This is a genomic window from Streptomyces sp. NPDC059788, from assembly GCF_042732265.1.
Taxonomy (GTDB): Bacteria; Actinomycetota; Actinomycetes; order Streptomycetales; family Streptomycetaceae; genus Streptomyces.
Genome location: NZ_JBHWHY010000036.1, coordinates 61898 through 84990, shown reverse-complemented (window position 1 = coordinate 84990; position 23093 = coordinate 61898). Strand labels below are relative to the sequence as shown.

Here is a 23093-nt window from a genome sequence, read left to right as displayed (position 1 = left end):
CCCGGCCGCCGGGCCGTCGCGCTGGACGTCAGACCGCTGCCTTCTTGAGCCGGCGTCGCTCGCGCTCGGACAGTCCGCCCCAGATGCCGAAGCGTTCGTCGTTGGCGAGGGCATATTCAAGGCATTCGGAGCGGACCTCGCACGCGAGGCAGACCTTCTTGGCCTCGCGGGTGGAGCCACCCTTCTCCGGGAAGAAGGATTCGGGGTCGGTCTGGGCGCACAGCGCGCGCTCCTGCCAGCCGAGCTCCTCGTCCGCGTCTTCGACCAGCAATTCCTGGAACAGCTCGGTCATGTGCGCCCCTCGTCTGTCTTTGCGTCCCCGTGATGCAGCCGTTACCGATGACGGCTGAACGACACGAGTGAAATTACAAGTGTGCCGATCCGGGCCAGTCAAGCCGAGATCTGCTATTGGGCCCCTTATTCACTCTGCGGAACCAAGCGTATGCAGAAAGTGTTCAAATCGGCAAAAAACAGGACACTTCCTCAGCCGTATCACCCGTAACTTCCCTCTCACACCCAAGGACGCGGCGGGCAGCGCAGCCGTTGCACCGCGCGCGCCGAAGCGGGACAGGTCACATTCAGGTCACGAGACCGCAACGGCGTCAGGGAGTGCGCGGATGTCGGCCGTCTGCTCCACACCTCGTCTGCACAAACCTTTCGCCGGACGCAGTAACCGGATGAGGTGAAACATATCCCCCAAAACAGACACCCGGTTGACATGGGGCCGAGTACCCGGTCTCCTTGCATGCATGCCAGCGATTCCTGCGCTCCGCCTGACCCGTGCCTACGGGTCCCGCTGCGCTGCCCAGGCCCGCTGTCGCTGTTCCAGCTGTTGACGCCACCGAGCTCCGGCTTCTTTTCCCCGCAGCATCCGCAGCGCCCGCTGCACCCCGCACGGCTCCCGTGACCGCCGCGCGCGTCCCGCGCGGCGGCGCACTCCATCCGCGCCACCTGAGCACCTTGCCGAGGAATTCCCGCACATGAACAGCGATGTCCAGATCGCCGGCGACCCGCTGGCCGTCCCGCACCTGCTCCCGCCCGTCCCCGCGCACCCCTCCACCGTCGCCGGCTTCGCGGGCCTCGCCCGGGAGATCGCCGCCGACCGGGACCGCTGGGCCCCGCTCGTGCGCTACGACGCGACCACCCGCTGGTACCACCGGCTGCACTCCGTCCCCGCCGGCTCCGTCCCCGCCCCTGCCGGCGGCCCCTCGACCGGCTACGAGGTGTGGCTGCTGAGCTGGCTCCCGGGCCAGGGCAGCGGACGCCACGACCACGGCCCCTCCTCCGGCGTACTGACCGTGCTGGAAGGCGAGTTGAGCGAACGTACGGCGAGCGCGCACCGGACCCTCACTGCGGGCGCACAGCGCGTCTTCGCCCCCGGCTACGTCCACGAGGTCGTCAACGACGCGCTGGCACCCGCCGTCAGCCTGCACGTGTACTTCCCCGGCCTGACCGACATGCCGATGCACACCGCCCGCTGCGCGGCGGCCGCCTCCCACCGGGCCGTCGCTCCCTGACATGCTGGCCCCATGCGCATTGTGGTTCTCGCCGGCGGCATCGGCGGCGCCCGCTTCCTGCGGGGTCTGAAAGCAGCGGCGCCGGACGCCGACATCACGGTCATCGGCAACACCGGTGACGACATCCATCTGTTCGGGCTGAAGGTCTGCCCGGACCTCGACACCGTGATGTACACGCTCGGCGGCGGCATCAACGAGGAGCAGGGCTGGGGGCGCGTCGACGAAACCTTCCGGGTGAAGGAGGAGTTGGCGGCGTACGGGGTCGGGCCCGAGTGGTTCGGGCTCGGCGACCGCGACTTCGCCACCCACATCGTCCGTACGCAGATGCTCGGCGCCGGATACCCGCTCAGCGCGGTGACCGAGGCGCTGTGCGCGCGCTGGGAGCCGGGGGTGCGGCTGCTGCCGATGTCCGACGACCGGGTGGAGACCCATGTCGCGGTGGACGTCGACGGTGAGCGCAAGGCCGTCCACTTCCAGGAGTACTGGGTACGGCTGCGCGCCTCGGTCGACGCGCACGCGGTGGTGCCGGTCGGCGCCGAGCAGGCCAAGCCCGCGCCGGGCGTGCTGGAGGCCGTCGCCGAGGCCGATGTGGTGCTCTTCCCGCCGTCCAACCCGGTGGTCAGCGTCGGCACGATCCTGGCGGTGCCGGGCATCCGCGAGGCGATCGCGGACGCCGGGGTACCGGTGGTCGGGCTGTCGCCGATCGTCGGCGACGCGCCGGTGCGCGGCATGGCCGACAAGGTCCTCGCCGCGGTCGGCGTCGAGTCGACGGCCGCCGCGGTGGCCAGGCACTACGGTTCCGGGCTGCTGGACGGCTGGCTGGTCGACACGGTGGACGCGGGCGCGGTGGCCGACGTCGAGGAGGCGGGCATCCGCTGCAAGGCCGTACCGCTGATGATGACGGACCTGGACGCGACCGCGGCGATGGCCCGCGAGGCCCTGGCGCTGGCCGAGGAGGTCCGCGCGTGAGCGGCCCCGGGCCGGCCGCGTACCGGGTGTGGGCGCTGCCCGGCGTCCCCGAGGTGCGGGCCGGTGACGACCTCGCCAAGGTCGTCGCGGCCGCGGCGACCGCCGACGGGCTGCCCGGACTCGCCGACGGCGATGTGCTGCTGGTCACCTCGAAGATCGTCAGCAAGGCCGAGGGCCGGGTTATGGAGGCCGCCGACCGCGAGGCGGCCATCGACCAGGAGACCGTACGGGTCGTGGCACGCCGCGGCACCCTGCGCATCGTCGAGAACCGGCAGGGCCTGGTCATGGCGGCGGCGGGCGTGGACGCCTCCAACACCCCGGCCGGCACGGTGCTGTTGCTGCCCGAGGACCCGGACGCCTCGGCGCGCGCGATCCGGGACGGGCTGCGGGCCGCCCTCGGTGTACGGGTCGGCGTCGTCGTCACCGACACCTTCGGGCGGCCGTGGCGCAGCGGGCTGACCGATGTCGCGATCGGCGCGGCCGGGGTCCGGGTGCTGGACGACCTGCGCGGCGGCACGGACGCGTACGGCAATCCGCTCAGCGCGACGGTGGTCGCCACCGCCGACGAGCTGGCCGCGGCGGGCGACCTGGTGAAGGGCAAGGCGGAGGGGCTGCCGGTCGCGGTGGTCCGCGGGCTGCCGCACGTGGTGCGCGAGGACGGCCCGGACGGCGACGGGGACGACGCGGGGGCCGGGCAACTGGTGCGGTCCGCGCCCGACGACATGTTCCGGCTGGGCACCTCCGAGGCCGTGCGGGAAGCGGTGACCCTGCGGCGTACGGTCCGCGAGTTCACCGACGACCCGGTGGACCCCGGCGCGGTACGGCGCGCGGTCGCCGCCGCGGTCACCGCGCCCGCGCCGCACCACACCACGCCCTGGCGGTTCGTCCTGCTGGAGTCCGAGAGTTCCCGCACCGAACTGCTCGACGCGATGCGCGACGCGTGGATCGCCGACCTGCGCGGGGACGGCTTCAGCGAGGAGTCGATCGCCAAGCGGGTGCGCCGGGGCGACGTGCTGCGCAACGCGCCGTACCTGGTCGTGCCGTGTCTGGTCATGGACGGCTCGCACACGTATCCGGACGCGCGGCGCAACGCCGCCGAACGGGAGATGTTCGTCGTCGCGAACGGCGCGGGCATCCAGAACTTCCTGGTCGCGCTGGCCGGGGAGCGGCTGGGGTCGGCGTGGGTGTCCTCGACGATGTTCTGCCGCGACGTCGTACGGGACGTGCTGGGCCTGCCGGCGGACTGGGACCCGATGGGCGCGGTGGCCGTGGGCCGCCCGGCGGCGCCGCCCCGGCCGCGGCCGGACCGTTCGGGGGACGACTTCGTGGTGGTGCGCTGAGTCCGTTGACTTCGGGGGCACCGCCCGGCCGTCACTACAGCCGGGCGATGTCCCCGACGGGAAAGCGCGGGGCGCGGCGCGGCAGCGTCCGGCCCGACAGCAGGATGAAGCGGGCGGCGCGGTGCCGCTGGCCCGCGTAGGGGGCGAGCAGGTCGAGCATCTGCTCGTCGGTGCCGTCGCGGCGTCCGGTCAGCGCGTAGCCGACGGTGCGCGGCAGGTGCAGGTCGCCGACGGTGATCGCGTCGGGCGCGCCGTTGGACCGTTGCAGCGCCTCGGCCGCCGTCCACGGGCCGATGCCCTGCACCAGCTGGAGCCGGTGCAGGGCGTCCGGCAGGTCCATGGTCGCGGCCTCTTCGAGGCGGCGGGCGACGCGGACGGCCCGCAGGATCGTGGCCGAGCGCTTGTGGTCGACGCCCGCGCGGTGCCACTCCCAGGACGGGATCAGCGCCCAGCCGCGCGGGTCGGGCATCACGCGCAGCCGCTCGAACGGGCCGGGAGCGGGCTCGCCGTGCCGCTGGAGCAGCAGCCGCCAGGCGCGGTACGCCTCGTCGGCGGTGACCTTCTGCTCCAGGATCGAGGGGATCAGCGACTCCAGGACCAGGCCGGTGCGGGCCAGCCGCACGCCGGGGTGGCGGCGGCGTGCCTCGTGGACGAGGCGGTGCCGCGGGGTGAAGGCCGCGGGGTCGTCGTCCTCCCCCAGCAGGGCGGGCAGCCCGTCCAGCAGCCATTCGGCGCCCGGTCCCCACGCCTCGGCCTCGACCTGTCCGGCGCCGGCCCGGGCGCGTACGCACAGGGTGGCCGGGCCCTCGGGCGTGCGGCTGGCGCGCAGCACGGTGCCGTCCGCCACCCGGAAGGCCGGGTCGCCGGGGCCGCGGCCGAGCACGCCGAGGGTGCGGCGCAGGTCGTACGGGCCGGGCGGGACCCAGGTGCGGTGGAGCGGGGCGGGCATCCGGCCAGGGTAAGTGATGCGGGAGTGCGGGCGCGGGGCTCGGGGGTCCCGAGGTCCGGCGCCCGCCCGCGGCGGCCCGGTTCGCGGCCTACTGGTCCGAGGAGAAGCGGACCGAGGCCTGCGGTATCTCGGCGCCGCACCACACCCGGATGCCGTCGCGCAGCTCGTTGTCGGCGCCGACGACCGCGCCGTCGCCGATGACCGCGCCCTCCAGGACCGTACGGGCGCCGATGCGGGCGCCCGCGCCGATCAGCGAGCCGCGGACGCGGGCGCCGGGCTCGACGACGGCGCCCTCCAGGACGGTGCTGCCGTCGATGCGCGCGCCCGAGCCGATCCGGGCCCGGGCGCCGATGGCCGTGCCGCCGCTGAGTTTGGCGTCCGGGGCGACGTCGGCGGTGTCCACGATCAGGCGCTCGCCGCAGCGGCCGGGGACGGCCGGGGACGGGGCGCGGCCCAGCACCAGGTCGGCGGAGCCGCGGACGAAGGCGTGCGGGGTGCCGAGGTCGAGCCAGTAGGTGGAGTCGACCATGCCCTGGAGGTGGGCGCCGCTCTCCAGCAGGCCGGGGAAGGTCTCGCGTTCGACGGAGACCGGGCGGCCGGTGGGGATGGTGTCGATGACCGAGCGGTTGAAGACGTAGGCGCCCGCGTTGATCTGGTCGGTGACGATCTCTTCGGGGGTCTGCGGCTTCTCCAGGAAGGCGGTGACCCGGCCGTCGGCGTCGGTGGGCACCAGGCCGAAGGCGCGCGGGTCGGGGACCTTGGTCAGGTGCAGGGAGACGTCGGCGCCCGTGGTGCGGTGGGTGTCCACCAGGGCCTCGATGTCCAGTCCGGTGAGGATGTCGCCGTTGAAGATCAGCACCGGTTCGCCGGGTGCCGAATGCAAACGGGAGGCGACGTTGCGGATGGCGCCGCCGGTGCCCAGCGGCTCCTCCTCGGTGACGTACTCCAGGTGGAGGCCGAGTGCGGACCCGTCGCCGAAGTACGGCTCGAAGACCTCGGCGAGGTAGGACGTGGCCAGCACGATGTGCTCCACACCCGCGGCGCGGGCCCGCGCCAGCTGGTGGGTGAGGAAGGGGACGCCGGCGGCCGGGACCATGGGCTTGGGCGTGTGCACCGTCAGCGGGCGCAGTCGGGTGCCCTTGCCGCCGACCAGGAGGATCGCTTCTGTCACCTTGTCTTCTCTGCTTCCTGCTGGGGTCGGCCGGTCGGCGGACCAGTGTAGGCAGATGCTTTCGAACTGGTTTTCAGCGGCCCTGGAGGCGGGCCGCAGCACTGCGCGCGCTGCCGAGCTTGCTGTAGAGACGGTCGCCGGGGCACTGGGTGTTGAAGCCGTCCCGGTGTCCCGAGATGGCGTGCAGCTTAGCCCGGACACCCTTCTTGAACCGGTTCCCGCCGCCGGAAACTAGGGATGTTGTGGCTCGCGGGTTCACTCCGTACAGCCCGAGTTTCCACGCCGTCAGCTTCGCCACCGCGGTCACGGCCGCGGCGGGAGGGTTTGCATTCTCGAACGACCCGAGAACGGCGATGCCCATGCTGTTGCCGTTGAATCCGCGGGTGTGCGCGCCCATCACCGGCTTGGCGACACCGCCCGCGCGGCCTTCGTAGATGGTGCCGCACTTGTCGATGAGGAAGTTGTAGCCCATGTCGCGCCAGCCACTGCTCTTGACGTGGTAGCGGTAGATACTGCGCAGGACCGAAGGGGCCTGCGCGCACCGGTAGTGGTTTCCGGTGGCGCTGTGGTGGATGAAGGCCGCCCGGACGCTCCTGGTGTACGCGAACTGACGCTCGCGCAGCTTCTCGTCGGCGCCCCAGCCGGCGCGGGTGACGATGGCCGGGCGCGGGCCGACGTGGCCGCGGGGGTTGCTGGGGCGCGGGGTGGTGGGGTTGGTGGGGCGGGGCGCGGGGTCGTCGTCGTAGTCGTCGCCGGGGCCGGCGGGCTTGCCGAGCGCCGGGATGCGGAAGATGCCGAGCAGGGAGCCGAGGGCGGAGCCGACGGTTCCGGTGTTGCCGCGGGGCGGCTTCGGACGGCCCTCGCCGGACGTCTGCTCGCCGGTCCGCGCCGCGCGCACCTGGGCGGTGTCCCTGCCCGGGTCGACCAGCTCCAGGTGCATCCCGGCCGGCAGCGCGCGGCGGGCCGCCGTCCGGCCGCTGCCGTCGCGCTCCGGGGCGACGCGCAGTTCGACGGCGTCGGAGGCGCCGACCCACAGGGGCGCGGTGCTGCCCCGTACGCGGCCGCCGCGGTGTTCGGCGGACTGCGGGTCGGGCGCGTCGTCGTCGTGCGTCTGGACGTCCTGCCAGCCGGTCCAGCCGGTGCCGCCGACGGGGCGGGTACGGACCTGGGCGCGGCCGTGCAGTTCGGTGTCCGGGTCGTCCCAGACGACGCCGACCAGCGAGAACGGGCTGACGCCGTGGGCGGACAGGCCCTGGGCGTCGGGGGCCGCGCCGCGCTGGGAGGTCCGCAGGGGGCGCAGAGGCAGGGAGCGGGTGCTGCCGGGGATGCCGTCGGGTACGGCCTGTGCGGCGGCCGGTGCGCGGGACGTACCGGCGGTGGAGGCGCCGGCCGGGCCTGCCGCGGACGCTCCGGCGGGCAGGGCGAGCGGGAGGGCGAGAGCGGCGGTGCACGTCACGGCGATCGAGGTAGCAAGAATGGCACGCATGAGGGAAGCGTGAACGAATAGGACATAACACGCCATTCATGGACCTGACGGCGCGTCGGCCCGGCCGCCCCGTACCCGCCCGCCGTCCGGCTGACCGTCAGCTGCCGCCGCGCGTACCCTGACGCCGATGAACACCACCGATCGCACCCCCGCCGACCTGCTGCGTTCCGCACTCGCCGCGGACCCGGCCCGCCCGCTCGTGACCTTCTACGACGACGCCACCGGCGAGCGCGTGGAACTGTCCGTGGCCACCTTCGCCAATTGGGTGGCGAAGACCGCCAACTACCTCCAGGGCGACCTGGCCGCCGAGCCCGGCGACCGGGTGGCGCTGCTGCTGCCCGCGCACTGGCAGACCGCCGTCTGGCTGCTGGCCTGTTCCTCCGTCGGTGTGATCGCGGACGTCGGCGGCGACCCGGCGGCGGCCGATGTCGTCGTGAGCGGCCCGGACACCCTGGAGGAGGCACGCGCCTGCACGGGCGAGCGGGTGGCGCTGGCGCTGCGTCCGCTGGGCGGCCGCTTCCCCCAGCCGCCGCAGGGCTTCGCGGACTACGCGGTCGAGGTGCCGAGCCAGGGCGACCGGTTCGCGCCGTACGCGCCGGTCTCCCCGCAGGACCCGGCGCTCGCCGTGGACGGCCGGGAGCTGACCGGCGCCGAGGTGGTGGCGGCCGCGCTGGCCGACGCCGCGGAGCGCGGGCTGTCCGAGGGCTCCCGGCTGCTGTCCGGCCTGCCGTACGACAGCTGGGCGGGCCTGTCGGCCGGGCTGCTGGCGCCGCTGGCCGTGGGCGGTTCGGCCGTCCTGTGCCGCAACCTCGACCGGCTGGACGCGGACGGCCTGGCCAGGCGCGAGGAGAGCGAGCGGGTCACGCACCGCGCGGACTGACGCCCCTCCCCCGTCCGGCGGACGCCCGGCGCTCCGTGAGGGGCCGGTACGCCCCGGGCGGGCCATGATCTTGGGGTACGGATGCCCAGGCGCGGGGCCCGCCCGTCCGCCCGCCGGACGGTGGCCCCGTACGCGGGCGGGACGCCGACTCCGGAGGGATGGGGACGCACACGTGAGCGACAGCCCGGAGAACCCTTCCGCCCGGCCGGGCCCGCGCGGCCCGCGGGACCCCGCCGACGAGCCGGGTGCCCGCGCGCTCCCGCCCGCGGCCCCGCCGCTGGACCTCACGGCGGAGAGCGGCGCGACGGCCACCGGCCCGCGGCACGGGCGGCGGTGGCTGCGCCGGACCGCCCTCGGGCTCTCCGCGCTGGTGCTGGCCGCGGCCGGGGCCGGGACGCTGCTCTACGCGAAGCTGGACGGCAACATCCGCACCGACCCCGACACCCGCAACGAGCTGGAGAAGTACGAGGCGGAGCGGCCCAAGTCGCAGCCCGGCGGCGCGGAGAACGTCCTGCTGATCGGTTCCGACCGGCGTTCCGGGGAGAACAACGGCAAGTACGGCGAGGACAACGGCACCCAGCGCTCGGACACCACGATCCTGCTGCACGCGGCGGCCGACCGCAGAAGCGCGACGGCGGTCAGCATCCCGCGCGATCTGATGGTGCGGATTCCCGTTTGCAAGCGTTCCGACGGAAAGCAGTCGGCGCCGCAATTCATCCAGTTCAACTGGGCGTTCGAGTTCGCGGGCGCGGCCTGCACGATCCGTACGGTCGAGAAGATGACCGGCATTCGCATCGACCACCACATGATCGTGGATTTCGCCGGATTCAAGAAAATGGTGGACGCGGTGGACGGCGTGGACGTGTGCCTGGAACGGCCCGTCGACGACGACGAGGCGCGGCTGCGGCTGCCGGCCGGGTGGCAGACGCTGCGGGGCGAGGAGGCGCTCGGCTACGTACGGGCCCGCAAGAGCCTCGGCGACGGCAGCGACACCCAGCGCATGGAGCGTCAGCAGCAGTTCCTGGCGGCGCTGGTGAACAAGGTGCACAGCAACGGCGTCCTGCTCCACCCCGGCCGGCTCTACCCGCTGCTGGACGCCGCGACGAGCTCGCTGACCACCGATGAGAACCTGGCGTCGCTGCGCGGTCTGTACGAATGGGTGCGCGGTATGCGCAGCATTCCGACCGACAAGGTGCAGTTCCTGACCGTTCCGCGACAGGAGTATCGCTACGACGCGGACCGCGACGAACTCGTCCAGCCCGACGCCGAACAGCTCTTCAGACAGCTGGGCAAGGACCGTCCGGTGACCGTCCGGCCCACCTCGGCGCCCGCCTCGCCGTCCCCCGCCGCCCCCGGCCAGGCACAAGGCCGCGCGGGCACGCAGCGGCCCGGTCCGGCGTCCGGACCGCGTAAGGATTTCCCGGACGGCACTCCGGACGGCACTCCGGACGCTTCCGCGCCGCCGTCCGCGACACCCACGTTCCGGGGAACCACCGCAGAGCGCGGGATCTGCCGCTAAAAGCTCCGCAAAGGTATGCCCCGTTGCTCGAAAGCTGTCGAAAGGATGGGGTGAATTGCCCAGTTGTAGGGGAGTGGAATTTGTCACGGGCGTCGCTCGACGCTGAACTGGGCGGATAGTGTGAGCGATCCGGTCCGCACGACCAGGCTGACCGCGCATTGCACAACCGACCGACCGAGCGCCTTGAGGGGGAGGCGCCGCGTGGCACCGACGGAGGACACAAGGCACCGTGGACGCGCAAGGCCGTGGGCGAGGGGACAACATCGATCCCGCCGATCAGTGGGTGTTCGACCCGAACACCGGCACCTACGAGTTGCGGCTGGACCCTGGCGACGCTCCGGCACCGCAGCCGGCCGACCGCAGGGCTCCGGCGCCCGGACGCAGCAGTCGGGCACGCCCCGAGGAGGAGGCGGGCGGCAGCACTGCCGTACCCGGCAGCCGCAAGGGGCAAAACGGTTCTGGAAGCGATGGGGACGGGCCGGACGGCGGCACCCGCGAGCTGCCCGCCCAGCGCAACCGGCGCGCCGGGAACCGTGCCGCGCCGCCGCCGGGCGGCACGCCCAGCCGCCGCAAGCCCAAGCCGAAGAAGTCCGCGAAGAAGAAGGCGCTCTACTGGACGTCCGGGGCGCTCGGCTTCGTCCTCGTCGCGGGCTGCGGCGGCGCGTTCTACCTCTACCAGCAGCTGAACGGGAACATCTCCAAGGTCGACGTCGGCAAGGAGAACCCGGCGGTCAAGGACGGCCCGGTCAACATCCTCGTCATCGGCACCGACGCCCGCTCCGGCAAGGGCAACGAGGGCTACGGCGACGCGGGGAGCGTGGGGCACGCCGACACCACGATCCTGATGCACATCTCCAAGGACCGGTCCAACGCGACCGCCCTGAGCATCCCCCGCGACATGATCACCGACATCCCGGACTGCCCGACGAAGAAGAACGGCGCCACCAGGACGATCCCCGGTCAGCACAACGTCCGCTTCAACACGAGCCTGGGCCAGGAGGACCGCGACCCCGGCTGCACCTGGCGCACCGTCGAGAAGATGACCGGCCTGTCCATAGACCACTTCATGATGGCCGACTTCAACGCCGTCAAGGAGCTGTCGGAGGCGGTGGACGGCGTCGAGGTGTGCGCCGCCAAGCCGATCGACGACCCGAAGTCGCATCTGCACATCCCGGCGGGCAAGAGCCTCGTCAAGGGCGAGCAGGCGCTGGCGTTCGTCCGTACCCGGCACTCCGTCGGCACCGGCAGCGACCTGAGCCGTATTCAGCTGCAGCAGCAGTTCCTCAGCTCGATGATCCGCAAGATGAAGTCGGGCGACACCCTCACCAGCGTCCCCAAGCTCTACGACCTGGCCCAGGCCGCCACCAAGGCGCTGACCGTGGACACCGGGATCGGCAGCGCGGGCAAGCTCGTGGACCTCGCCAAGGACCTCAGCCGGGTCGACATCAAAAACATCACTTTCGCCACAGTTCCCGTCCTGGACAACCCGAAGGACCCCGCGACCGTCGTACTGGACGAGGCGAAGGCCGGACCGCTGTTCCAGATGATCCGCGCCGACCACTCGCTGTCCAAGACCAAGACGAAGAAGGGCAAGGGCACGTCGGACGACAAGAAGGTTCCCCAGGCGCCGGCCGACAAGGTCCGGGTCGATGTCAGCAACGGCGGCGGCCCGTTCGGTGCCGCGCAGGAGACGGTGGACTGGCTGCAGAACAGCAAGGCCGCGAAGCTGTCGACGAACGCCGGCAACGCACCGACCAAGCTGGCCGCGACCCGGCTTGAGTACGCACCGAACCAGGCCGACCAGGCAGCGACCCTGGCCGCCTGGATGGGGCTGCCCAAGAGCGCGCTGAAGAAGACCACCGCGGACGCGGGGCCCATGGTCCCGATGAAGCTGATCCTCGGCAAGGACTTCCAGGGGCCGGGCAAGTCGATCGAGGCGCCGACGAAGACACCGGACGGCGTGCAGAACGTCAACGCCGACGACCAGAACGTCTGCGCCAAGTAGCCGGACACGGCCGGGCTCTCCCCGGCCGGTCCGCGGCTGCACGGGGCAGCCGGAACGACCAAGCGAGCCCCGGCCGCCGTGACCGGCGCCGATCGACGGGGGAGAACCCAATGCGGCACAGCAGTGTGCGTGGCGACGGACCACGCCGGCGCCGGCCCGACGCCAAGGACCTGGGCTGGGACGACAGCCTGTACGAAGACGGGCAGGACGGACACGACGGGCAGGCCGGGCAGGACGGCCCACCGGGTCCCGGCGGACAGAAAGCGCCGGACGGGGCGAGACCCGACGGCGCGGACGGGCCGGATGCGCGGGGCGGCGTCGGTGCGCAGGGCGTACCTGGTGCGCAGGACGTATCCGGCGGTCAGGGCGCACCCGGCACCGCGGGGGCGCAGGGCGTGTCCGGTACGCCGGGTGCGCCGGTCGCCCCGGGCACCCCGGGCGCTCCCGGCGTCACCGGCACGCCGCTGCCCGGCGGCCCGACCGCACCGCCCGTCATCACCGGCGGGGTATCCGGACCGCCCGTCATCACCGGCGGCGTCGCGGGCCCGGCCACGGGCGGCGGCAGCGCCGGTCCGGCCACCGCGCCGGCCGTCACAGGTGCGGCTGCCGTCACGGGCGCGGCCACCGTCACGGGTCCGGCCACCGCGCCCGGCACCGGAACGGCTTCCGCGGGCCCGGCTGCGGCCGGCTCGGTTTCCACTGGTAGCGGCCTGACCGGCACGGCCACCGCCGTCAAGGACCCGGCAAAGTCCACCGCTTCCCCGGCCGACGCCCCCGCGCCCCCCGCGTCCGGCGACCCGGCAGCCGGCCCCGAGCCCGAGGCCAAGGGCACCCGCCGCTCCCGAAAACCCCGCAGCAAGACCCGGCGCGTGCTGCGCTGGAGCGCGATAACCCTGGCCGTGCTGATAGTCGGCACGGCCGGCGCGGGGTACTGGTACTACCAGCACCTCAACAGCAACCTCCGCAAGGACGCCCTGGACCTGGGCGCCGGCGGCCTGGAGAAGCCCGAGCCGAACGCCTTCGGGCAGACCCCGCTGAACATCCTGCTGCTCGGCTCGGACGGCCGCAACAGCGAGAAGAACATCGAGCTGGGCGGCGCCCGCCAGGACGCGGACCGCAAGCCGCTGGCCGACGTACAGATGCTGCTGCACGTCTCCGCCGACCGCAGCAACATGTCGGTCATCTCGATCCCGCGCGACACCCGCGTACCGATCCCGGAGTGCAAGGACCCGGACGACGGCAAGGTCTATCCGCAGACCACCGCGGCCATCAACACCTCGCTCCAGCACGGCGGTCCCGGCTGCACGGTCGCCACCTGGAAGGAGCTGACCGGCATCTACATCGACCACTTCATGATGGTCGACTTCTCCGGCGTGGTGGACATGGCGGACGCGATCGGCGGCGTCCCCGTATGCGTGGACAAGAACGTCTACTCGCACGACAGGAAGGGCCACGGCAGCGGTCTGAAGCTGACCGCGGGCACCCACTCGGTCAAGGGCGTGCAGGCCCTGCAGTGGCTGCGCACCCGCTACGGCTTCGAGGACAACACGGACATCGGCCGGGCCAAGGCCCAGCACATGTACATGAACTCGATGGTCCGCGAGCTGAAGGCGGGCACCAAGCTCACCGACCCGATGAAGCTGCGAGACCTGGCCGAGGCCGCCACCCGGGCGCTGACCGTCGACGAGGGGCTGGGCAGCGTCAAGAAGCTGTACGACCTGGGCGGCGACCTCCAACGGGTGCCGACCGAGCGGATCACGATGGTCACCATGCCGTGGCAGTACGCGGCGGGCGGCGAGTACGTCGTCCCCAAGCCCGGCGACGCCGAGCAGACCTTCTCCCTCCTGCGCAACGACAGTGCGCTGGACGGCAAGGACAAGAAGAAGAAACCCGCGCCCGACCCGCAGCCGACGACCGCCAAGGACAAGCTGGACGTCATCGTCCAGAACGGCACCAACAGCACGGTGCAGGGCCCGGTCTCCGGCCGCGCCAACGTGATCTACAGCCGGCTGGTGTCCCTCGGCTACACGGGCGCCTCCATGGACTCCCGCCTCACCACCCAGGCCGACACCACGATCACCTTCCCGGCCAAGGAGGGACGCGGCGACGCCCTCGCCCTCGCCAAGGCCCTCGGCCTGTCCAAGGACGCGCTCAAGGAGTCCGCTTCGGCCACCCGGCTGCGACTGGTGATCGGCAACGACTGGCGCCGGGGTACGGCGTTCCCGAAGCCGCCGGCCGACACGAAGGAGGCCGACAAGGCGCCGGAGAGCGCCGACGCCCTCAACGGCGAGGACAAGAAGGCCTGTATGAAGGTGAACCCCTCCTACACCTTCTGACCCCGACACGGTCGGCCCGGCTACACCTTCTGATCGGCCCGCCCCTCGGTGCGGCCGGGCGGGACCACCGGGGCCGGGGCCGGGGGCAGGGTGCAGTGCGCGCCGCGCGGGCCCGCCGGGGCGACGGCGTACGCGGTGGTCCGCACCTCGTCGTCGACGAGCCGGTGCAGGGGCGCGGTGAAGGGCGAGGCGGGCGCGAGGGTGTCCAGCAGGGCGTGGGCGCGCTGGTGGATGTCCGCGAGGAAGCGCTGGTACGGGGCCAGGATCTCGGGGCGGAACATCATGGCGGCCAGCCGGCGGCGGTCGTCGGCGCAGTCGGCGGCCCGGCCGAGGAGTTCCACGGCGCGTTCCCGGTCCGTCCCGGCGGTGGAGTGCAGCAGCTGGACCAGGAGGTAGGTGGCGGTCCGGTTGCCGAGATCCTCGCTGTGGCCGGAGCGCAGGTCGTCCTCGTCGTTGCGGAACTGGGCGAGTATCCCGACGGCCTGCCCGAACTCGCCCCAGGCGGCGGCCCGCGGGTCGTCGGCGGCGTCCGCGCCGAGCGCGAGACGGGCCGCCATCGTGGCGGCCATGGCGTAGACCGAACCGCTCTTGTGCCGGTAGACCGTCAGGACCTCGTCGGGGCTCGTGCCGGTCGGCGAGCCGAGGATGTCGCCGACCTGCCCGTCACAGGCGGCGGTCCAGCCGTCGAGGAAGTCCGCGGTCAGGCGCTCACGCAGGGGGCCGGGCACCGGCAGCGCGGCCAGGGCGCGCAGCGGCAGGGCGTAGCCGCATTCCAGGGCGGCCGTCATGACCGCGGCCGGGTCGCCGCCGTACAGCCGGGTGCCGGCGTCGCCGTCCGACACGTCGTCGAAGGTGTTGGCGGCCCGCCACCACAGGGTGTGCGCCCCCGCCACCGGGACGGCCGGTTCGAGGGTGCCCTCGACGGCACCGTGCACCAGAAGCGGCAGCGCGCATTCGAGGGGAGTCCGCCTGCCGTGGTCGACGAGCCGTTCGAGGGCGGGCCGCAGATGGGCGTACCGGGGCCGGTAGCCGTCGAGGAGCCCGGCCAGGTACTGCCGTACCTGCGGAAAGACCTCGGCGAGCCGGTCTTCGGGGCTCGGCCGCACGGCGGCGGACCGGGGATGAGGGGACAAGCGCGTCTCCGTACGGTCAGGGGGCTGGTCCGGTGTCACATCGGGACGTCCCGCGCCGCCGGGGCGCCGAGGGCGTCGTCCGGCCGGCCGGCGGGCACGGCGGCCCGCGGCAGGCCACGGGCGAGGACGCCGGCGGCCGCCGACGTCGTGGTCAGTGCGACGGTGGTGACCGCGAAGGCGCCGACGACATCGGCGGTGGCGCGCACCTGGGCGAAGAAGAGGAAGCCGAAGACGCACACGCCCAGCGCGGCGCCGAGCTGCTGGGCCGTGGAGACCACGCCGGACGCCGCGCCCGCGACCGGCCCCGGAACGGTCCGCAGGGTCACGGACAGGGCCGGTGTGACGCACAGTCCCAGCGCGCCGCCGACGGCGCACACCGCGCCGAGCAGCCAGCGGGGGTCGTCGCCGAGGGCGCTCACGGCGCAGCCCGCGTACCCGGCGGTCGCGGCGAGGGAGGCCAGCATCAGCAGCCGGGGCTCCGCGCCGCGGGCCAGCCGCGGCGCGACCAGCGAGCCGGCCGCGAAGGCGACCGCGGCCGGGACCATGCCCGCGCCGGTGGCCAGCGGGCTCCAGCGCAGTCCGGTCTGCAACAGCAGCCCGAGCATCAGCACGAACGCGGCGAGTCCGCAGTTGATCAGGACGATCAGCACGATGCCGCGGCGGAATCCGTCGAGCCGCAGCAGTCGCGGCGGTACGAGGGGGGAGCCGCCCCGGGCGTCCAGGGCGCGTTCGTGGCGCAGGAAGCAGGCCGCGACGGGAACGGAGGCGGCCAGGCAGGCCGGTCCCCACCACACCATGCCGCCCGTGCCGCCCGCCACGAGCGGGACGACGAACAGCCCGAGCGCGCCCGCCGCGAGGCCCGTTCCGGGCAGGTCGAGGCGCACCGGCCCGCGGCGCACCGGTGGCCGGCCGCCCGCCGCCCACGGCAGGAGGGCGAGCGCCAGGACGCCCACCGGCACGTTCACGAGGAAGACGGCGCGCCATCCGAGACCGAGGACGTCCGCCGACAGCAGCCAGCCGCCGAGCAGTTGCCCGCCGATCGCGCCGAGGCCCATCACCGCGCCGATCGCGGCGTACGCCCTGCGCTGTGTCTGACCGGTGAACAGGGTCCGCGCCGCCCGGTAGACCTGGGGCACCATCAGCGCCGTGCCGGCTCCCTGGAACAGGCGCGCCACGATCAGTACGGCCGCGGTGGGCGCCGCGCCGCAGGCGACCGAGGCGACGGTGAAGACGGCCATGCCGAGTCCGAAGACCCGCAGGGCGCCCAGCGCGTCGCCGAGCCGGCCGCCGGCGGCCAGGCCGAGGGCGTAGACCAACTGATAGCCGGCGAGGACGAGTTGCTGCTGCCCGCCGTCCGCGCCGAGGTCCCCTTCCAGCGCGGGCATCGCCACGACCACGATGAAGACATCGAGGTTGGCGAGGAAGGTGCCGCTCAGCAGGACAACCAGCACCGCCCATGGACGCACGCGGCCACCTCCAGCCGATCGTCGGGCACGGTACGTGATGATCGCAACACGTATCGTAACCACGACTGTGCGCCCGTGCCCAGCCCGCGTGCATTGCTGTGACGGGAGGGGCGGCGGGGGCGGGTGAGGCGCCGGATGCGCGGCGGGACGGGGAAGGCGGGGCGGCGGTACGGCCCCGCCCGCTCCACGGCGACCGACGGGGGCGGCAGTCCGGCCGCGCCTACTGTGCGGCAGCCGGCCGGGACGACGATCCGGCCCCGCCTACTGTGCGGCGACCGGCCGGGACGGCAGTCCGGCCCTCCACTACTCCGCGGCGGCCGGCTGCGGAGCCGTCACCGCCGGGCGGCGGCTGGCGATGACCTTCCTGGCCAGCGACCGCGGGCTGGTCAAGAAGCCCCAGCCCCACGACATGTGCATGGTGGCCAGCGCGACCGGGATCTGCGCGCGGGCCTTCAGCGGCAGTCCCTTGCCCGCCGGGACCGAGCCCGCGGCGATCGCGGCCACGTAGCCGGCCGGGACGGCGAAGCCCCACGGCGTGACGAACGCGCCGACGACGGCGCCCGCAGCGATGGCGCACACGGCGGTCGGCGGCGCCAGGTAGCGCAGGTTGATCGAACCGGCGTGGTAGCGGGCCACGACATGGCGCCAGCGCCCGTAGTCCTTGTACTGCCTGGCGAGCGCGCGGACGCTGGGCCGCGGCCGGTACTGGACCCGCAGCTCGGGCGAGAACCAGACCTGCCCGCCCGCCTCGCGGATGCGGAAGTTCAGCTCCCAGTCCTGGGCGCGGATGAACTCCTCGTTGTAGCCGCCCTGCTGCTCCAGCGCCTCGCGCCGGAAGACGCCCAGGTAGACCGTGTCGGCCGGGCCCGCCTCGCCGCCCGTGTGGAAGGCCGCGTTGCCCACGCCGATCCTGGCGGTCATGGCCGCGGCGACCGCGTCCTCCCAGGCGTTCTCGCCCTCGGCGTGCATGATGCCGCCGACGTTCTGCGCGCCGGTCTCCTCCAGCAGGCGCACGGCCGTCGCGATGTAGTTCGGCGAGAGCATCCCGTGGCCGTCGACGCGCACCACGACCGGGTGGCGGGAGGCCTTGATCGCCGCGTTCAGGGCGGCGGGGGTGCGGCCCGTGGGGTTGGGCACGGTCAGTACGCGGGCGCGCTCGCTCGCGGCGTTCTCGGCGACCAGCTCGGCGGCGATCTCGTCCGTACGGTCCGTCGAGGGCCCGAGCGCGATCACCACCTCCATCTCACCCGCGTACTCCTGCTCCAGGATGTGCTGGACCGAGCTGCGCAGATGACGTTCCTCATTGAGCACCGGCATGATCACGGAGACGGCCGGCAGCTGCTGCGGGGGCGTGGCGTTCATCGCGGTCACGTTACCGCGTGTGGGGGACGGGGACCGACGGCAGCCGGGTGGCCGTGGGGGCGACGTCCGGCGTGTGGTGCTTTACAGCCATTCATATAGGCCTACGGTGACCCGACCCGCTCCTACCGTGATGTCCGCTTCATCCCCACTCCGCCTCGCCCCTCCCGTACCGGCCGTCCCGCCTCATCCCGTACCGGACCTTCCCCCTCCCGCCTCCCCTCGCCCCGCTACGCCGTCCCCTGCCGCACCCCGTCCGCCCCGACCCCGCCGCGGAGGTGTCCCCATGACCGCACCGCACCGCCCGCCCCGTCCGCCCGCCCGTCACCGGCGTCCGGCCGGGCGGCCCCGCTGGGGCCTGCGCATCACCGCGGGCGCTTCGCTGCTGCTGCTGGCCGCGGGCGGCATCGGGCACGCCATGGTCACCGGCGTGGAGGACGGCATCTCCCGCGTGGACGCCTTCAAGGGCATGGGCAACCGGCCGGACAACAGTGGCGGCGACGGCATGAACTTCCTGGTCGTCGGCACGGACGGCCGGAACAAGCTCTCACCGGAGGAGAAGCGCAGGTACCACCTGGGCGGCGAGCCGTGCCACTGCACCGACACGATCATGATGGTGCACCTGTCCGCCGACCGGGACCGCGCCAGTGTGGTCAGCCTGCCGCGCGACTCGTACGCGCAGACACCCCCGCACACCGACGCGACCACCGGCAAGCGGCACCACGGCCACCCCGTGAAGCTGAACGCGGCGTACGCCGAGGGCGGGCCCAACCTGACCATCCGGACCGTGGAGCGCATGACCGGTGTGCACATCGACCACTACCTGGAGGTCGACTTCACCAGCTTCATGAAGACGGTGGACGCGGTCGGCGGCGTGAACATCTGCACCGCGCGCCCCCTGAAGGACGGCTACAGCGGCCTGGACCTGCCCGCCGGACGGTCCCGGCTCAACGGCGGCGAGGCGCTCCAGTACGTCCGCGCCCGGCACCTGGACAGCGCCTCCGACCTCGGGCGGATGCAGCGCCAGCAGCGCTTCCTCGCCGCACTCATGCACAAGATCACCAGCTCCGGCGCGCTGCTCCACCCGGGCCGGTTCAAGGAGATCACCGACGCGCTGCTGGAGTCCGTACGGGCCGACGAGGGCTTCGGCGCGGACGAGATGGTCGACCTCGGCCAGGCGCTGCGCGGCTTCAACCCGTCGTCCTCCGAGTTCACGTCCGTACCGGTGAGCGACATCGACTTCGAGGTGCCCAACGTGGGCTCGACCGTGATGTGGAACGAGAACAGGGCGAAGAAGCTCTTCCAGGCCCTGCGCGAGGACCGGCCGCTGGCCGTGCGGCGGCACGGGCGGCAGCGCGCGACGGTCGTGGACGTACCGCCCGGCACGATCCGGGTGCAGGTCGACAACGGCGCCGGCCGGGCGGGGCTCGGCCGCTCGGTGGACAAGGCCCTGCGCGCCACCGGCTTCGACACCACCGGCACCCCGGGCAACGCGCCCACGCGCGTACGGCGCACCGTGATCGCCTACGACCCGCGCTGGGACCGCTCGGTCCGCTCCCTGGCCGCCGCCCTCCCCGGCGCCATCCTGCGCAAGGCCCCCGGACAGGGCCCGGTGCTGCGCGTCACCGTCGGCAAGGAGTCCAAGCCCGTACACCAGGTCCGCTCCGACGACCCCACCCAGCTGACCCCCTCCGGCGACTTCACCACCCTGACGGGAGACGAGGCGGCCTGCCCCTGACCACCGGGCCCCGGCAGCCCACTCCTTCCCGGCCCGCACTCGTGAACCCAGTTTCCCCGTTGCCCGCCAGGCTGTGTACTCAGTACAGTCGCCGGTCATGGGCCACAAACGATCACCACTCACCGACCGATGGTTCATCGACCAGATCACCACCGTCGCGCAGCAGTTCCTGCGCTCCCAGCCGGACAGCCGCGTACCGGACACGCCCGGCGCCCGGCGCTCCTCCCAGGCGGCGGACCTGACCGTCCGCGCAGCGCGGCTGTCCGCGGAGCGGGCCCGGCTGGACGAGGAGGAAGCCGCCCTCCAGGCGGACGTCGAACGCCTCAATCACGCGGCCCGGGACTCCGGCGCCGGGCCACCCGCATGGACGGCCCCCGCCCTCGATCCGGAGGTCGGCGCCGACGGCCTCACCCTCGCCGAAGCGGGCCGCATCCGCCGCGCGTACAAGATCACCGAAGCCGCCCTGCCGCGCCTCGTCCTGGAGGCCGCCGCGGACGGCCTGGAAGCCTCCGCCATCGCTCGCGACCTCGCCGTCACCCCGTCGTACGTGTACCGCATCCTGCGCGAACGCGTCCGCTACAGCTGGCGCCTCGACGTGTTCGACGACGGCGCGTGGACCGTACGGGACAGCGGCCAGGACGTCGTCGAACGTGCCTGCGACAGCGACACCCGGCTCGCCGAGAGGCTCCTCGCCGAATCCGGCGCGGACCGCGTCCTGCTGTGGGAGGGCCCGCGCACGACCGACACCAAAGCGATCCTCGACCTGACCCGGCCGTAAGGCCCGCAACGGCAATCCCTACGGGCCTTACGGGCTTACGGTCCGTACGGGCTTTACGGGCGTACGGGCTTTACGGGCATACGGGCTTTACGGGCATACGGGCTTTACGGGCATACGGGCATACGGGCATACGGGCATACGGGCATACGGGCTTTACGAGCCGCCTCACCGCTCGCGCCGGTCAACGCGGCCCGACGGACGAGACGCGGCCTATCCGCGCCCCTGCTCGTCGATCCCGTCCGCCACCCGCTGCGCCCGCAGTTCCTTGATCGCGCGGCGTCGGGCCAGCCGGTGGGTGCGGCGGATCTGGGCCTCCTGGTAGCGGCGCTTGTCGCGCTCGGTCTCCGGTACGACCGGCGGTACGGGGCGGGGCTTGCCGTCCTCGTCCACCGCCGCGAACACCAGGTACGCCGAACCGACCTGCGTCGCGGGCGTGGACTCGTTCCAGCGCTCGGCCAGGACCCGTACGCCGACCTCCATCGAGGACCGCCCGGTCCAGTTCACCTGGGCCTTCACGTGCACCAGGTCACCCACGCGGACCGGCTCCAGGAAGGCCATCTCGTCCATGGAGGCGGTGACCGCGGGCCCGCCGGAGTGCCGGCCGGCCACCGCGCCCGCCGCGTCGTCGACGAGCTTCATGATCACGCCGCCGTGCACCGTGCCGAGCAGATTGGTGTGGCTCGCGTCCATGATGTGCGACAGCGTCGTACGGGAGACGGAGGTGGGCTTGCCCGGAAGGTCGCCCTCCGGGCCGGTGGTGACGAGATCGGTCATGCGCCCAGCTTATGCGCGGGGCGCGCACCCCTCCCCCGGCGCCCGCCCCGCACCTCCTCCCCACCCGTACCGCACCAAGGCGCCCGCCTCACGCCCTGTTCCTCCGACTCCTCCACTGACCAGCACAAACAAACCGGAATGATCACCTCCTTCCGGATTGCGCAAGCGACGCACCGCGTCACTTTGCATCAGCTCTGCAACAGCGGCGGCCCGATCTCGTACCTGCCCTGTATGGCGGAGCCGTAGGACAGGCAGACTTCCCCCATGAACGAGTGGCCTGGGTCCGACAACAGAGACCGGTACGGACATGGCAGCGGCGCCGAGCCGGAGGGCGCGCGCGCCATGCCGCACGTACGGCGCGGCGGACCCGGCGGCCCCGGCGGACCCGGCCACGGCCCGGGCCCCGGACAGCAGCCGCCCGAGCCGCCCCTGCCGCCGCACCTCTCGCCGCGCCGCCCCTCCGTCCCCCACCAGGGCCAGGGCCAGGCCCCGTACGGCAGCAGCCACAGCGGCGGGTACGACGACGGCTACAACACGGGCCAGGTCTACGGCGGGGGCCGCGGCGGCGGCCAGGGCGGCAGCGGACAGGGCGGCGGACGCGCCCCGCGGCCCGCGCCCAACTGGGGCCGCCGCATCAAGTGGACCGTCCTGACGCTGGTCGTCGTCCTGCTCGTCACCTCCGTCGGCACGTACATCTGGGCCGACGGCAAGCTGCGCCGCGAGGTGGACCTGAGCAAGGTCATCGACCGGCCGGAGGCGGGCGACGGCACGAACTACCTGATCGTCGGCTCCGACAGCCGCGAGGGCATGTCCGACGAGGACAAGAAGAAGCTGCACACCGGCTCCGCCGAGGGCAAGCGCACGGACTCGATGATGATCCTGCACGACGGCGGCAACGGCCCGACGCTGATCTCGCTGCCGCGCGACTCGGACGTGGAGATCCCCTCGTTCGTCGGCTCCAAGTCCGGCAAGAAGTACGCCGGCAAGGGCCGCCACACCAAGCTCAACGCGGCGTACGCGGAGGACGGCCCGGAGCTGCTGGTGCGCACCGTCGAGCACAACACCGGCCTGCGTATCGACCACTACGTCGAGATCGGCTTCGCCGGCTTCGCGGGCATCGTGGACGCGATCGGCGGCGTCGAGATGGACATCCCCAAGGCCTTCAAGGACAAGAAGTCCGGCGCCGACTTCCAGGCCGGCAAGCAGACCCTCAACGGCGAACAGGCCTTGGCCTTCGTCCGCACCCGCTACGCCTTCGCCGGCAGCGACCTGGACCGCACGAAGAACCAGCAGAAGTTCCTCGCCGCCCTCGCCAACCAGACGGCCACCCCCGGCACGATCATCAACCCGTTCAAGCTCTACCCGACCATGGGCGCGGGCCTGGACACCCTGATCGTCGACAACGACATGGGCCTGTGGGACCTGGGCCAGATGTTCTTCGCCATGAAGGGCGTCACCGGCGGCGACGGCAAGTCGATGAACATGCCCGTCTCCGGCTCCCGCGGCGGAAACCTCGTCTGGGACAAGTCCAAGGTCTCCAAACTCGTCGAACAACTGAAAAACGACGAGCCGGTGACGGTGAGCGGCAACTAGCCGACACCACGCCCTCGACACCACGGGCCCCGGACCGCGAGCGCGGGCCGGGGCCCGTGGTGGTGAAGGCGTGAGGGTGG

18 protein-coding genes are annotated in these 23093 nt (G+C 72.9%); 10 read left to right on the top strand and 8 right to left on the bottom strand.

The features are described from left to right. Positions 1–28 precede the first annotated feature (28 nt). A complete protein-coding gene (locus tag ACFV57_RS28835; RefSeq protein WP_023588371.1) occupies positions 29–292 on the bottom strand; it encodes a WhiB family transcriptional regulator in 264 nt (87 codons plus the stop codon). A 688-nt stretch (positions 293–980) separates the two neighbouring features. On the opposite strand from ACFV57_RS28835, the gene ACFV57_RS28830 reads away from it, so the two are divergent. Genes ACFV57_RS28830 through ACFV57_RS28820 form a run of 3 tightly spaced genes read left to right on the top strand, consistent with a single transcriptional unit; the run spans position 981 to position 3826 of the window. Further along, positions 981–1517 (top strand): cysteine dioxygenase, encoded by a 537-nt coding sequence (locus ACFV57_RS28830; protein WP_385238229.1) that lies wholly within the window; start codon positions 981–983, stop codon positions 1515–1517. 12 nt (positions 1518–1529) lie between these two features. Then, positions 1530–2486 (top strand): 2-phospho-L-lactate transferase, encoded by a 957-nt coding sequence (cofD, locus tag ACFV57_RS28825; protein ID WP_385238228.1) that lies wholly within the window; start codon positions 1530–1532, stop codon positions 2484–2486. Continuing rightward, positions 2483–3826 (top strand): coenzyme F420-0:L-glutamate ligase, encoded by a 1344-nt coding sequence (locus tag ACFV57_RS28820; RefSeq protein WP_385238226.1) that lies wholly within the window; start codon positions 2483–2485, stop codon positions 3824–3826. Before cofD ends, ACFV57_RS28820 begins: the two co-directional genes overlap by 4 nt. 34 nt (positions 3827–3860) lie before the next feature. Here the strand turns inward: ACFV57_RS28820 and ACFV57_RS28815 are convergent, their stop codons facing one another. The 3 genes from ACFV57_RS28815 to ACFV57_RS28805 form a co-directional block, all read right to left on the bottom strand. Next, the gene (locus ACFV57_RS28815; protein WP_385238225.1) at positions 3861–4775 is read right to left on the bottom strand and encodes a DNA-3-methyladenine glycosylase family protein; all 915 of its coding nucleotides are present in this window, start codon (positions 4773–4775) and stop codon (positions 3861–3863) included. Positions 4776–4863: 88 nt separating this feature from the next. Then, on the bottom strand, positions 4864–5946 hold the full coding sequence (locus ACFV57_RS28810; RefSeq protein WP_385238223.1) for a sugar phosphate nucleotidyltransferase: 1083 nt from the start codon (positions 5944–5946) through the stop codon (positions 4864–4866). A 73-nt stretch (positions 5947–6019) separates the two neighbouring features. Next, positions 6020–7432, bottom strand: coding sequence for a peptidoglycan recognition protein (locus ACFV57_RS28805; RefSeq protein WP_385238222.1), 1413 nt, complete (start codon positions 7430–7432; stop codon positions 6020–6022). Positions 7433–7559: 127 nt separating this feature from the next. On the opposite strand from ACFV57_RS28805, the gene ACFV57_RS28800 reads away from it, so the two are divergent. The 4 genes from ACFV57_RS28800 (at position 7560) to ACFV57_RS28785 (ending at position 14172) form a co-directional block, all read left to right on the top strand. After that, positions 7560–8312: a TIGR03089 family protein gene (locus tag ACFV57_RS28800; RefSeq protein WP_385238221.1), complete on the top strand. Its 753-nt coding sequence runs from the start codon at positions 7560–7562 to the stop codon at positions 8310–8312. Between the two features lie 172 nt (positions 8313–8484). Further along, positions 8485–9831: an LCP family protein gene (locus tag ACFV57_RS28795; protein ID WP_385238219.1), complete on the top strand. Its 1347-nt coding sequence runs from the start codon at positions 8485–8487 to the stop codon at positions 9829–9831. Between the two features lie 229 nt (positions 9832–10060). Then, positions 10061–11836 carry an LCP family protein gene (locus ACFV57_RS28790; RefSeq protein WP_385238218.1) on the top strand — a complete coding sequence of 592 codons (1776 nt, stop codon included), beginning with the start codon at positions 10061–10063 and terminating at the stop codon, positions 11834–11836. Positions 11837–12546: 710 nt separating this feature from the next. Continuing rightward, positions 12547–14172, top strand: coding sequence for an LCP family protein (locus ACFV57_RS28785; RefSeq protein ID WP_385238260.1), 1626 nt, complete (start codon positions 12547–12549; stop codon positions 14170–14172). 20 nt (positions 14173–14192) lie between these two features. Here the strand turns inward: ACFV57_RS28785 and ACFV57_RS28780 are convergent, their stop codons facing one another. From ACFV57_RS28780 to ACFV57_RS28770, 3 genes are all read right to left on the bottom strand, one after another. After that, positions 14193–15305: a class 1 isoprenoid biosynthesis enzyme gene (locus ACFV57_RS28780; RefSeq protein WP_385238216.1), complete on the bottom strand. Its 1113-nt coding sequence runs from the start codon at positions 15303–15305 to the stop codon at positions 14193–14195. Between the two features lie 35 nt (positions 15306–15340). Then, positions 15341–16771 (bottom strand): MFS transporter, encoded by a 1431-nt coding sequence (locus ACFV57_RS28775; protein WP_385238215.1) that lies wholly within the window; start codon positions 16769–16771, stop codon positions 15341–15343. Between the two features lie 303 nt (positions 16772–17074). Further along, positions 17075–18133 (bottom strand): glycosyltransferase family 2 protein, encoded by a 1059-nt coding sequence (locus tag ACFV57_RS28770; protein ID WP_385238213.1) that lies wholly within the window; start codon positions 18131–18133, stop codon positions 17075–17077. A gap of 283 nt (positions 18134–18416) precedes the next feature. On the opposite strand from ACFV57_RS28770, the gene ACFV57_RS28765 reads away from it, so the two are divergent. Further along, a complete protein-coding gene (locus ACFV57_RS28765) occupies positions 18417–19868 on the top strand; it encodes an LCP family protein (RefSeq protein WP_385238212.1) in 1452 nt (483 codons plus the stop codon). A 97-nt stretch (positions 19869–19965) separates the two neighbouring features. After that, the gene (locus ACFV57_RS28760) at positions 19966–20646 is read left to right on the top strand and encodes a hypothetical protein (RefSeq protein WP_385238210.1); all 681 of its coding nucleotides are present in this window, start codon (positions 19966–19968) and stop codon (positions 20644–20646) included. 210 nt (positions 20647–20856) lie between these two features. Here ACFV57_RS28760 and ACFV57_RS28755 read toward each other — a convergent pair whose 3' ends face one another. Continuing rightward, positions 20857–21420, bottom strand: a complete 564-nt coding sequence (locus ACFV57_RS28755) for an acyl-CoA thioesterase (RefSeq protein WP_385238209.1) — start codon at positions 21418–21420, stop codon at positions 20857–20859. 264 nt (positions 21421–21684) lie between these two features. Between ACFV57_RS28755 and ACFV57_RS28750 the strand changes: the two genes are divergently transcribed. Next, a complete protein-coding gene (locus ACFV57_RS28750) occupies positions 21685–23013 on the top strand; it encodes an LCP family protein (protein WP_385238207.1) in 1329 nt (442 codons plus the stop codon). The last annotated feature ends 80 nt before the right edge of the window (positions 23014–23093 follow it).